Source organism: Streptomyces racemochromogenes (assembly GCF_039535215.1).
Taxonomy (GTDB): Bacteria; Actinomycetota; Actinomycetes; order Streptomycetales; family Streptomycetaceae; genus Streptomyces; species Streptomyces racemochromogenes.
In genome coordinates, this window is sequence record NZ_BAAAWT010000001.1 from 6,630,532 (window position 1) to 6,641,919 (window position 11,388).

At 73.9% G+C, this 11,388-nt stretch carries 11 protein-coding genes; 8 read left to right on the forward strand and 3 right to left on the reverse strand.

The window, feature by feature from the left end:
* Positions 1 to 195: 195 nt before the first annotated feature.
* The 6 genes from ABD973_RS30740 to ABD973_RS30765 are packed head-to-tail and all read left to right on the forward strand — an operon-like array spanning position 196 to position 5,595.
* Positions 196 to 1,755, forward strand: a complete 1,560-nt coding sequence (locus ABD973_RS30740; protein WP_125820075.1) for a sensor histidine kinase — start codon at positions 196 to 198, stop codon at positions 1,753 to 1,755.
* Positions 1,752 to 2,153 (forward strand): roadblock/LC7 domain-containing protein, encoded by a 402-nt coding sequence (locus ABD973_RS30745; protein ID WP_125820074.1) that lies wholly within the window; start codon positions 1,752 to 1,754, stop codon positions 2,151 to 2,153. The genes ABD973_RS30740 and ABD973_RS30745 overlap by 4 nt, the downstream gene beginning before the upstream one ends.
* The gene (locus tag ABD973_RS30750; RefSeq protein ID WP_125604693.1) at positions 2,150 to 2,506 is read left to right on the forward strand and encodes a DUF742 domain-containing protein; all 357 of its coding nucleotides are present in this window, start codon (positions 2,150 to 2,152) and stop codon (positions 2,504 to 2,506) included. The genes ABD973_RS30745 and ABD973_RS30750 overlap by 4 nt, the downstream gene beginning before the upstream one ends.
* A complete protein-coding gene (locus ABD973_RS30755; protein WP_125604691.1) occupies positions 2,487 to 3,134 on the forward strand; it encodes a GTP-binding protein in 648 nt (215 codons plus the stop codon). Before ABD973_RS30750 ends, ABD973_RS30755 begins: the two co-directional genes overlap by 20 nt.
* Entirely contained in the window at positions 3,131 to 4,360 is a 1,230-nt protein-coding gene (locus tag ABD973_RS30760; protein WP_125820073.1) for a cytochrome P450, read from the forward strand. Before ABD973_RS30755 ends, ABD973_RS30760 begins: the two co-directional genes overlap by 4 nt.
* Complete coding sequence (locus ABD973_RS30765) at positions 4,357 to 5,595, forward strand: cytochrome P450 family protein (RefSeq protein WP_345503420.1); 1,239 nt, start codon at positions 4,357 to 4,359, stop codon at positions 5,593 to 5,595. Before ABD973_RS30760 ends, ABD973_RS30765 begins: the two co-directional genes overlap by 4 nt.
* An 82-nt stretch (positions 5,596 to 5,677) precedes the next feature.
* On the opposite strand, the gene ABD973_RS30770 is transcribed toward ABD973_RS30765, so the two are convergent.
* The 3 genes from ABD973_RS30770 to ABD973_RS30780 form a co-directional block, all read right to left on the reverse strand.
* Positions 5,678 to 6,409: an anti-sigma factor gene (locus ABD973_RS30770; RefSeq protein WP_125603454.1), complete on the reverse strand. Its 732-nt coding sequence runs from the start codon at positions 6,407 to 6,409 to the stop codon at positions 5,678 to 5,680.
* The gene (locus ABD973_RS30775; protein WP_185899676.1) at positions 6,406 to 7,008 is read right to left on the reverse strand and encodes a sigma-70 family RNA polymerase sigma factor; all 603 of its coding nucleotides are present in this window, start codon (positions 7,006 to 7,008) and stop codon (positions 6,406 to 6,408) included. The genes ABD973_RS30770 and ABD973_RS30775 overlap by 4 nt, the downstream gene beginning before the upstream one ends.
* Before the next feature lie 92 nt (positions 7,009 to 7,100).
* The gene (locus ABD973_RS30780; protein WP_345503423.1) at positions 7,101 to 8,078 is read right to left on the reverse strand and encodes a DUF1996 domain-containing protein; all 978 of its coding nucleotides are present in this window, start codon (positions 8,076 to 8,078) and stop codon (positions 7,101 to 7,103) included.
* Between the two features lie 260 nt (positions 8,079 to 8,338).
* Between ABD973_RS30780 and ABD973_RS30785 the strand changes: the two genes are divergently transcribed.
* Positions 8,339 to 9,073 carry a DUF1838 family protein gene (locus ABD973_RS30785; RefSeq protein WP_345503424.1) on the forward strand — a complete coding sequence of 245 codons (735 nt, stop codon included), beginning with the start codon at positions 8,339 to 8,341 and terminating at the stop codon, positions 9,071 to 9,073.
* Between the two features lie 487 nt (positions 9,074 to 9,560).
* Entirely contained in the window at positions 9,561 to 11,336 is a 1,776-nt protein-coding gene (locus tag ABD973_RS30790; RefSeq protein WP_345504806.1) for a S8 family peptidase, read from the forward strand.
* The last annotated feature ends 52 nt before the right edge of the window (positions 11,337 to 11,388 follow it).

The following is an 11,388-nucleotide window of genomic DNA, read 5'->3' on the forward strand; positions in this document are numbered from 1 at the left end:
TCCGTCCGGCGAGTGGTGACGTCACAGGATGCCATGAGATAGCCCTGAAACCGCGCCAGAAGCAGCCTAAGTGGGCACTACTCACCGTAATGTTTATCAAGACCTTTCCTAAACGATCAGCAATCCTCTTATAGTTGTGCCCCGTTGCCACAGGAACCTTCTCTTCCATTTACGCCCGGTTTGAGGCCTTGATTGATGACGGCGCCGCCCTCCCCCCTCCGCCCCTCCGCGCTCGCCCTGCTCGTCACGGCAGCGGCCGCGGGTGCTCTGTCCACGGCGGCGGTGGCTGCGGCCCCGTCGGCCGTGCAAACCCCCCTCGCCTGGTTCTCCTTCTCCGGCTCGCTGCTGCTCGCGGTCGCCGCCGGCGCCGTCACCTGGTGGGCGCGCAGCGCCCGCGAGCTGCGCGGCCGGCTCTCCCACCTGACCGGCGAACTCCACACCCGCGAGGCCTACATCGCCCGGCTGACGGCCGACGGCGCCCGTGACGCGGCGGCCCGCACCGCCGACCACACCCGGCTCACCACCGCCCACGCCGCCGAGGTGGAACGCCTGACGACGGCCCACGCCGCCGAACTGCACCACCTCACCACCGCCCACGCCGCCGAACTGGACCGGCTCGCCACCGCCCAGCAGGCCACCCGCGAACGGCTCGGCGAGGAACTGCGCCGCGCCCGCTCGGGCCGGGCCGCCGCCATGGCCGCCGCCGCCAACGCGGCCGGCCGGATGCAGGCCCTCGCCACCGGAATGCTGGCCGACCTGCGGGAGATGGAGCACAAGCACGCCGACGAGGAAGTCCTCGGCGACCTGCTCCACCTCGACCACCGCACCGCCCAGGCGGGCCGCCTCGCCGACTCCATCGCCGTCCTCACCGGAGCCCGCTCCGGCCGCCGCTGGGCCAAGCCCATCGTCATGGAGTCCATCCTGCGCGGCGCCATGGGCCGCATCGGCGGCTACCAGCGCGTCCGGCTGCACTTCACCAGCGAAGCCGCCGTCGCCGGGCACGCCGCCGAAGGCGTCATGCACGCCCTCGCCGAACTCCTCGACAACGCGGCCAACTTCTCGCCGCCGACCGCCGAAGTCCACGTCTACGTGGAGGAGGTGCCGGCCGGGGTCGTCATCACCGTCGAGGACAGCGGCCTGGTCATGAGCGAGGTCCAGCTGCGCCGCGCCGAACAGGCCGTGACCGCCGAGTCCCTGGACCTCGCCGGGCTCTCCGGCACCCGCCTCGGCCTCGCCGTCGTCGGCCGCCTCGCCCGCAAGCACGGCCTGACCGTCTCCTTCCGCCCCTCCGCGCGCGGTGGCACCGGTGCGCTGATGATGATCCCGGAAGAGCTGATCAGCCACGCCCCGGCCGAACCCGTCCCCGCCCCGGCCCTCCTGACGGCCCCCCAGTCCGTCCCCGTCCCCGCCCCCGCCCCGGCTCCTGCCCCGGCGGCCGCCGCGGCGCGGCGGACCGAGGCCGAGCCCGTCCACGACACCCCCGTAGAATCCGGGGAGTCCGAGACCACCGGCCCGAACCCGGTGCTCGGCGAGAGCGGACTGCCCCAGCGGCGGCGCGGCCGGACCCTGGCCGCCGCCCACCCCGAAGGTCCCGACGCCGCGAGCGCGGCGGCCCGTACCCAGGCCGCCCCCGGCGGCGCGTCCCGGTCCGCCGCCCGCTTCGGCAGCTTCCGCCAAGCCGTACGCGGCACCGCGGCCCCCGCGCCGCAGCAGCCCACGAACCCCCCGCACCCGGAAGGCAACGACACCCCATGACCGGCCCCACCACCGACGAGACGCTCAGCTGGCTCCTGGAAGGACTCCTGGAGCGCACCCCCGGCGCCCGGCACGCCCTCGTGCTCTCCCGCGACGGCCTCAAGCTGTGCCGCACCCCCGAGCTGTCCGTCGACCAGGCCGACCAGCTCGCCGCGATCTCCGCCGGCATCCAGAGCCTGTCCCACGGGGCGTCCATCGAGTTCGGCGACGGCACCGGTGGGGTCCGCTCCGCCATGGCCGAGTTCTACGGCGGGATCCTCTTCATCGTCGAGGCCGGCGAGGGCGCGCACCTCGCGCTCGTCGCCGCCGAGGACGCCGACGCGGGCCTCGTCGGCCACAACATGTCCGAGCTGGTGGAGCAGCTGAGCGAGCACCTGATCGCCCGGCCCCGGGGATGAGCCGCGTCAGGCCGGGCCGGGACGACACCCCGGACCGGCTGTACACCCTCACCGGCGGCCGCAGCAGCTCCGGGAGCGACGCGTTCGACCTGGTGACCCTGATCGTCGCCGAATGCGACCCGGTCCCCGGCATCCAGTCCGAGCACGCGGCGATCCTGCGGATGTGCCGCTACCCGACCGCCGTCGTGGAGGTCGCGGCCGAACTGGGCCTGCCCGTCTCGATCGTACGGATCCTCCTGGCCGACCTCCTCGCAGCCGGGCGCGTCAGCGCCCGGCACCCGCGCGTCACGACGTACCGCCTTCCCGACCCCGACATCCTGGAGCAGGTGCTCGTTGGACTCCGCAACCTCTGACCCGGGCGAGCCCCGGCAGAACCTCAGCAGCACCGCCGACAACGGCCTCAAGATCGTGATCGTGGGCGGTTTCGGCGTCGGCAAGACCACCATGGTCCGCTCGGTCAGCGAGATCCGCCCGCTGAACACCGAGGAGACGATGACCAAGGCCGGCGAGGCCGTCGACGACACCGACGGCATCGGCGCCAAGACCGCCACCACCGTCGCCTTCGACTTCGGCCGGATCACCCTCGACGCCCACAACGTGCTCTACCTGTTCGGCGCCCCCGGCCAGGAGCGGTTCTGGTTCCTGTGGGACCGGCTCTTCTCCGGCACCCTGGGGGCGGTCGTCCTCGTCGACACCCGCCGCCTCGCGGACTCCTGGTACGCCATCGACCGCCTCGAACACCACGGCACCCCCTTCGTCGTCGCCTGCAACGACTTCGGCGGGCCCGCCCACACCCCCGAGCAGATCCGCACCGCCCTCGACCTCCCCTCCGCGGTGCCCCTGCTGTTCTGCGACGCCCGGTCCCGCGCGTCCAGCAAGCAGGTGCTCATCTCGCTCGTCCAGCACCTCCAGCACCTCCACAGCCACCGGTCCGACCGGCCGGACGCCGTCCCGCACCCCATCCCGGAGCCCACCCCGTGACCACCCCCGAGCCGCAGCCCGTCTACCTCGGCGGCCCGCGCTTCCACAGCGACCCCGCCGAGCTGTACCGGGAGATGCGCCGCGACCACGGCCCCGTGGCCCCGGTCGTCCTCGACGGCGACGTGCCGGCCTGGCTGGTCCTCGGCTACCGCGAACTGCACCAGGTCACCAGCGACCCCCAGCTCTTCTCCCGCGACTCCGACCTGTGGAACCAGTGGGACCGCATCCCCGCCGACTGGCCGCTGCTCCCGATGATCGGCCGCAAGCAGCCGTCCATCCTCTACACCGTCGGCGAACGCCACCGCGAGCGCGCCGCCGTCATCTCCGGCGCGCTGGAGTCCGTCGACCCCTTCGAACTCAAGGGCCACGCCGAACGCTTCGCCGACGAGCTGATCGACGGGCTCTGCTCCAGGGGCAGCTGCGACATCGTCGGCGAGTACGCGATGCTCCTGCCCCTGCGCGTCCTCGCCCGCATCTACGGCTTCTCCGACGAGCAGGGCCCGGGCCTCGTCACCGCCATGAACGACATGATCAACGGCCGGGAGGGCGCCCTCGACGGCCAGCGCCACCTCGCCGAGTCCATGTACGCGCTCCTCGCCGCCAAGTCCGCCGAGCCCGGCCCCGACGTCGCCTCCCGCATGCTGGCCAACACCGCCGGGTTCACCGTCGACGAGATCGCCCAGGACCTGATGGTGATGATGGCCGCCGGCCACCAGCCCACCGCCGACTGGATCGGCAACTCACTGCGCCTGATGCTCACCGACGACCGCTTCGCCGCCTCCCTGGCGGGCGGCCGGCACAGCGTCGGCGAGGCCATGAACGAAGTGCTCTGGGAGGACACCCCGACCCAGAACGTCGCCGGCCGCTGGACCACCCGGGACACCCACCTGGGCGGCCGGCGCATCGCCGGCGGAGACCTGGTCCTGCTGGGCCTGGCCGCCGCCAACGGGGACCCGCACGTGCGCACCGACGCCGGCGCCCTCACCGGCGGCAACAACGCCTTCTTCTCCTTCGGCCACGGGGAGCACCGCTGCCCCTTCCCGGCCCAGGAGGTCGCCGAGGCCATCGCCCGGACCGGCATCGAGGTCCTCCTCGACCGCCTCCCCGACGTCGACCTCGCCGGGCCGGCCGCCGAACTCACCCGGCGCCCGTCGCCCTGGCTGCGCGGCCTCAGCGCCCTCCCCGTGACCTACACCCCGACCCCCGCGCTTGGAGCCACCCCGTGACCTGCCCGATCGACCACACCGGCCCCGCCCCGCTCACCCTCGACCCCTTCGTCACCGACCTCGACGCCGAGAGCGCCGCCCTGCGCGCCGCCGGCCCGCTGGCCCGCGTCGTCCTCCCCGGCGGCGTCGCCGTGTACGCCGTCACGCACCACGCCGAGGCCCGCAAGCTCCTCACCGACCCCCGCGTCGTCAAGGACATCAACGTGTGGGGCGCCTGGCAGCGCGGCGAGATCCCCCTCGACTGGCCGCTCATAGGCCTCGCCAACCCCGGCCGCTCCATGCTGACCGTCGACGGCGACGAACACCGCCGGCTGCGCACCCTCGTCGCCCAGGCCCTGACCGCCCGCCGGGTGGAGAAGCTGCGCGCCAGCATCGAGGCCCTCACCATTCGCTCGCTCGACGGCCTGGCCGCCCTTCCGGCCGACGGGACGGTCGACCTCAAGGCGCACTTCGCCTACCCGCTGCCGATGAACGTCATCAGCGAGCTGATGGGCGTCGACGCCGCCGAACACCCGCGCCTGAAGGCCCTCTTCGAGAAGTTCTTCTCCACCCAGACCCTCCCCGAGGAGGTCCCCCAGATGATGGCGGACCTCGGCGCGCTCTTCTCCCGGATCGTTGAGTCCAAGCGGACCGCCCCCGGCGACGACCTCACCAGCGCGCTGATCGCCGCCTCCGAGGACGGCGACCACCTCACCACCGAGGAGATCACCAACACCCTCCAGCTGATGGTCGCCGCCGGACACGAGACCACCATCAGCCTGATCGTCAACGCCGTCGTCGCCCTGGAGACCCACCCCGAGCAGCGGGCCCTCGTCCTGAAGGGGGAGGTCCCCTGGGAGAACGTCATCGAGGAGACCCTGCGCTGGTCCACCCCCACCTCGCACGTCCTGATCCGCTTCGCCACCGAGGACATCGAGGTCGGAGACCGGGTCCTCCCTGCGGGCGAGGGCCTGATCGTCTCCTTCGGCGCGCTCGGCCGCGACGAGGCCCAGCACGGCGAGGACGCGGGGCGGTTCGACGTCACCCGCACCCCGAACCGGCACATCGCCTTCGGCCACGGCCCCCACGTCTGCCCCGGCGCGGCGCTCTCCCGCCTGGAAGCCCTGGTGGCCCTCCCGGCCCTGTACGCCCGCTTCCCCGCCCTCACCCTGGCCGTCCCCCGCGAGGAGCTGCGCAACAAGCCGGTCCTCACCCAGAACGACCTGCACGACCTCCCGGTCCGGCTGCACGGCTAGGCAGTCTCCTTCGGAGCGGGCCGCACGCGGGGGCCCGGGAACTGGACGTGTTCCCGGGCCCCGTCACGTCCGGGCCGTGAGGTCACACCGGGACCGAGACGAACGTCCGGCCCGCCTCGTTCACCACCAGGACCTCCTTGACGTCCGAGGGGTCCACGGCCGCCGAGCCGTCCAGGGACGCGCCCTTGCCCTCGCCGTGCTCCGCCGTGCCCACCACCCAGCCGCCGGCCGTGGCGCGCGTACCGTCCCGGGAGACCACCACCAGACGGCACCGCTCGCCCGCCGGCACCCCGGTCACCGCCGCGCGCAGCCGGACCCACTTGGCGGCCGGCGTCAGCTGTACGGTCATCCGCGCGCCCGTGCCCGCGTCCGTCGCGGAGGCCACCCGGGTCCCCGCCACCGGCGGCGACGGCGCCGCGGACACGGTCGGCGACGGCGGCGGGGGCAGTGCCCCGGTGCTGCCGTCGTCCGCGCCCACCCGGGCCCCGGCCCAGAACACCGCGGCCAGCGAGGCCGCCGCGGCCAGGCCGGCCACACCGGCCCGCCACCGCGCGGCCGTCGCCCGCTCCCCGCGCACCTGCCGCAGGGTCCGCTGGAGCATCAGGTCCCCGCCCTGCGGGGGCCCGTCCAGGAAGGCCTCCTCGGGGACCTCCCCGAGCACCTTCTCCATCTCGCGCAACGCGGCCACCTCCTCCCGGCACCGCACGCAGTCGCCGAGGTGCTCCTCGACGCCCCGCACGTCCTCCTCGTCCAGGACGCCGAGCACGTACGGGCCGAGCAGTTCCACTTCCTCCTCGTGCCGCTGAACGTTCACGCCACCACCTCCCGCAGTCCGCCGGGCTGCTGGGGCGGCCGGCCGCTTCCTCTCCTCCTGGCACCGTCACCGGCGCCGTCCCCGAACACCTCGCGCAGGGCCTTCAGCGCGTAGTGCGAGCGCGACTTGACCGTGCCCGCCGGGATGCCGAGCCGGTCGGCGGCCTCGGCAACGCTGTGCTGGCGGTAGTACAACTCCGTCAGCACGTCCCGGTGTTCCGGCGACAGCCGGTCCAGGGCACCGAGCACCGTCATGGTGTCCACCACCGCGTCCGCGTGGTCCCCCTCGACGGGGGGAGCCGCCGCGGAACCGGAGACCTCCGGGGGCCGCGCCGCCTTGGCCCGGTACCGGTCCGTGATGATGTTGCGGGTCACGGTGAGCAGCCAGCCGCGCACCGAGCCCTTCCCGTTGACCAGGACCTCGGAATGCCGCCAGGCCCGGATCAGCGTCTCCTGGACGACGTCCTCGGCGGCGGCCCGGTCCCCGGTCAGCCGGGTGGCGTAGGCGAGCAGGGCGTTGCCGTGCTCCTCGTACACCGCCCTGATGAGGGCCTCGTCGGTAGAGCCCCGCCGGTTGCGGGGCCACAGTGGTCCGGGCATACAGCTTCTCCGTCCGCCGCGTGCTGCGTCGTGCGGTCGGAACACGACCCCTGGGGGCCCGCCGGTTCATGTGACGTGCGCCACACCCCCGTTCACATGTGGCAGGTCCGGCCCTCGTTGAGGCAGGCCACGACCTCGGCCATCCGCTCCCCGGTCATCACGTCGACGAACATCGCGTGGTCGGTCTTCGGGCTGTGCAGCTGCTCCGGGAAGGAGTCGAGGGCGATCGGCACCCGCGGCGGCACCGCGTACGCGAGCGACAGCCGCAGCTCGGGGATCGGGAACGTGCCCTGCGGGCAGACCCCCTGGGCCGAGGCGAACGCGAGGTGCGAGCGGTGGTCGGCGGAGGCCTCCTCCAGGCCGTTCCAGCAGCCGGGGAAGACGAGCGTACGGGTCACCAGCTCGCCCGCCGGGCAGCGCGGGTAGTGCGTCGTGGACCGGTCGGGGGAGCCCGAACAGCCCCAGCGGGCCCGGACCCGGGCGTCCGCCCCCGCCGTGTACGCCACGGCGTCGCCGGTCATCGCGCGCAGGAACCGGGGCATCGGCACCACCTTGCCGGCGGGGTTGCCCCGGAACTCCACGCGCACCGATGCCTCGCGCAGGATCTCGCCGGTGTTGCCGTGCCCGGCGGCCCCCTCGTGGGCGCGGTCGCCCGGGCGGTCGGTGCGCCGCAGGACCGGCCAGTAGTACGTGGACCGGTCGCCGCCCGCGCAGCTGGTGGCGGCGGCGGCCAGGGAGGCGTCGGTGGACATCGCGTCGGTGGACAGGTTGCCGACGTACGCGTGGGTGTGGTGGGCGCCGGCCCGCAGGCCGGGGGAGACCACCAGGTTGTCCTCGTTCCAGTGGCCCTCCTCGTTGCGCCCGCAGTCCACCGTCACCGTGCCCGTGGAGGCGTCGGGCCCGGCCGGCGGCGGGGCCGGGTCCGGCGGTACCCGGCCGATGTCCACGCGGCCGGCGGCGGGGTCGTGGCGCGACCCGGCCGCCCGAGAGGCGCCCAGCACGGCGGCGGCCAGCCCGGCGCCGAGCACCAGGCAGACGAGCAGCGCCAGCAGGCGGTTTCCGTTCCCCATGACGGTCACGGTCGTCGGTGCCCCGCCGGACCGTCAACCGGGCGTCCGTACCAGGGCGGCGCCGCGCGTTCGGAGGTGTCCCGCCGTGCGCTGCTCAGCGGCCCCCGGTCCCGGGGCGCGGGCCCGGCGTCCGAGCCGGTCCCGGCCGGGGAATCCGGGTCCGGGCGGCGGGCCCGGTCCCGGTGTTCCCGGCCGCTCCCGGCCCAGGTTGGCCCGTCCGGTTCTTGTCCGGCCGCGGGCCCGCCCCCGAGAGTTCTCGTATGACACCGGAAGAGCTCCTGCACGCCTTCGCCCGTACCCGCGCCTCCCTCGACGGCGAGGAGACCGTCTTCTGGTGGACCGGCGACGTCCACTCCTGGGCCCCCGGCGAGCCCTACCGGCGCCTCTTCGGCTTCGAGGGCCTCAACGCGGCCCGCCTGGAGGCCGACGAGGAGGGCGGCGGCTACCGGATGCTCTCCCGCGAGGCGGCCTTCTACCTCGACCCGGCCACTCGGGAGATCCTGGAGACCTGGCAGGACAAGCCCGTGGTCCACGTCTGGAACGATCCGGCCAACCAGCGGTGGCGGCCCTTCCCCGTCCCGCGCACCGAACTGGGCGACCAGGTCTGCTTCAGCCTGGAGATCCCCCTCGCCTACCCCTCCCCGCTGCCGGTCGCGGACTACCCGCTGAACTCCGCCGACGACACCTACCGGGCCCTGGAACTCTTCCAGTTCTTCACCCCGGCCGCCGCCCTGGCCGGTGACGCCCCGAGCGTCCCCGCCACCATGTCGTGGACCCGGATGTCCCCCTGGCTGCCCTGGATGGAGCAGGGGCAGCGCCCCGGCGGCCTGACCTTCCACTGCCGCGGGGTGAAGCTCGCCTCCTACGCCGAGGTCCCCGAGCGCACCCGCGCGTACATCGCGGCCCGCCACCCGGAGTTCGCCCGCGCGCCGGAGAAGTGGACCGAGCCCAACGAGTCCAGCTGGACGTACTTCCGCCGTCTCAACCCCCGCTGACCCGGCTGACCTGCCGGCCCGCCGGCCCGCCTGGTCAGTCTGGCCCGCTGCCCCACTGACCCGCCGGCCCCACTGACCCCACGGATCACGCGGGCCTGCGCCGACCCCCGGTAACCCCCGGGCGGGGAGGGGCCCCGCAGGGTCCGGACAAGGGTTTTCCCCGTATCGGGTTCACTCCCGCGTTGCCTACTGTCTGCCCACCGGCGATCTTCCGCGCCACGGGCGGCCCCCGCACCAACCCCACATGGTGTGAAACGACCGCGGACGCGCTGATCGCCGGGGTACGCCGTCGCCCTGCCCCGCCGTTGCGGCCGGGCGACGCGGCGCGCGGCGGTGCCGGGGCGGGTTCGACCAGCCCGTCCAGGCCCGCTTCCGCCGGTTCCACCTCCCACACTGCACCGACCGGCCGCTCCGGCCTGCCCGGAACCGGCCCGTAAAGGGGAACAACGTGCACGCACCCAGACGTCGGCTCATATCCGTCGTGGCCATGTCCGTCACCCTGCTCGCCGGCGCCGCCACCTCCGCCGTGGCCGTGACCGCCGCGAACGACCCGGCCGCCAGCACCCTGCCGGCCGCCGCGGCCCCCGCCGCCCCGGCCGCCGCCCCGGTCGAGAACCTGATCGTCGGCTACAAGTCCTCGGCGTCCGAGGCTAGCTCCAACGACGCGGCCGCCTCCGACGCCGCCGCCAAGGGCCAGAAGGCCGGCAAGAAGGCCAAGTTCGACCGCCGTCTCGGCACCGGTGCCGCGCTCGTCAACCTCGGCGGTGCGACCGCCCCGGCCGACGCCGCGAAGGTGATGGACCAGTTCCGCGCCGACCCGGACGTCGCCTACGTCGAGCCGGACTCCCGCGCCTACGCCATGGCGACCCCGGACGACACCGAGTACGCCAAGCAGTGGGACCTCTTCGAGCCCACCGCCGGGATGAACGTGCCCGCCGCCTGGGACAAGACCACCGGCTCCGGCGTCACCGTCGCCGTCATCGACACGGGCTACGTGGCCCACTCCGACGTGGCCCCCAACATCGTCGCCGGCTACGACTTCATCAGCAGCTCCACCGCCGCCCGTGACGGCAACGGCCGCGACAACAACCCGGCCGACCAGGGCGACTGGAGCGCGGCCGGCGAGTGCGGCACCGGCTCCAAGGCCAGCGACTCCTCCTGGCACGGCACCCACGTCGCCGGCACCATCGCCGCCGCGACCAACAACGCCAAGGGCGTCGCGGGCATCGCGTACAACGCCAAGATCCAGCCCGTCCGCGTGCTCGGCAAGTGCGGCGGCGCCACCTCCGACATCGTCGACGCCATCACCTGGGCCTCCGGCGGCACCGTCGCGGGCGTCCCGGCGAACGCCACCCCCGCCAAGGTCATCAACATGAGCCTCGGCGGCTCCGGCGCCTGCACCACCAGCTACCAGAACGCCATCAACGCGGCCGTCGCCCGCGGCACCACCGTCGTGGTCGCCGCCGGCAACAGCAACGCGGACGCGGCCGGCTTCTCGCCCGCCAGCTGCAACAACGTGATCAACGTGGCCGCCAGCAACCGCACCGGCGACCGCTCCTTCTACTCCAACTACGGCGCGATCATCGACGTCGCCGCCCCGGGCGGTGAGACCCGCCGCGCCACCGACACGCCCGGCACCGTCACCACCCCCGAGAACGGCATCCTCTCCACGCTGAACGGCGGCACCACCACCCCCGGCGCCGAGATCTACAAGCCGTACCAGGGCACCAGCATGGCCGCCCCGCACGTCGCGGGCCTCGCCGCCCTCCTCGTCGCGGCCAAGCCCTCGCTGACCCCGGCGCAGATCGAGGCGGCCATCAAGGCCAACGCCCGTCCGCTGGCCGGCACCTGCACCGGCGGCTGCGGCGCCGGCCTCGCCGACGCCACCGCGACCGTCAACGCCGTGACCTCGACCCAGCCCACCCCGGCCTTCGAGAACACCGCGGACGTCGCCATCGGCGACAACACCACGGTCGAGAGCCCGATCACCGTCACCGGTGTGACCGGCAACGCCCCGGCCGCCCTCAAGGTCGGCGTGAACATCGCGCACACCTACATCGGTGACCTGAAGGTCGACCTGGTCGCCCCCGACGGCACCGTCTACACCCTGCACAACCGGGCCGGCGGCAGCACGGACAACATCAACCAGACCTACACCGTCGACGCCTCCTCCGAGGTCGCGAACGGCACCTGGAAGCTCCGTGTGAACGACAACGCGGGCGGCGACACCGGCAAGATCGACTCCTGGAGCCTCGGCTTCTGATCCCGGTCCCGCACCGGTCCCGGCGGAGCCCCCCAACTCCGTTCTGACGGAC

What these genes read in the sequence shown, in the direction of transcription:
- ABD973_RS30745 (WP_125820074.1), top strand. Translation starts at nt 1,752, where the DNA reads ATGACCGGCCCCACCACCGACGAGACGCTCAGCTGGCTCCTGGAAGGA.
- ABD973_RS30785 (WP_345503424.1), top strand. Translation starts at nt 8,339, where the DNA reads ATGACACCGGAAGAGCTCCTGCACGCCTTCGCCCGTACCCGCGCCTCC.
- ABD973_RS30790 (WP_345504806.1), top strand. Translation starts at nt 9,561, where the DNA reads ATGTCCGTCACCCTGCTCGCCGGCGCCGCCACCTCCGCCGTGGCCGTG.
- ABD973_RS30780 (WP_345503423.1), bottom strand. Translation starts at nt 8,078, where the DNA reads ATGGGGAACGGAAACCGCCTGCTGGCGCTGCTCGTCTGCCTGGTGCTC.
- ABD973_RS30750 (WP_125604693.1), top strand. Translation starts at nt 2,150, where the DNA reads ATGAGCCGCGTCAGGCCGGGCCGGGACGACACCCCGGACCGGCTGTAC.
- ABD973_RS30740 (WP_125820075.1), top strand. Translation starts at nt 196, where the DNA reads ATGACGGCGCCGCCCTCCCCCCTCCGCCCCTCCGCGCTCGCCCTGCTC.
- ABD973_RS30775 (WP_185899676.1), bottom strand. Translation starts at nt 7,008, where the DNA reads ATGCCCGGACCACTGTGGCCCCGCAACCGGCGGGGCTCTACCGACGAG.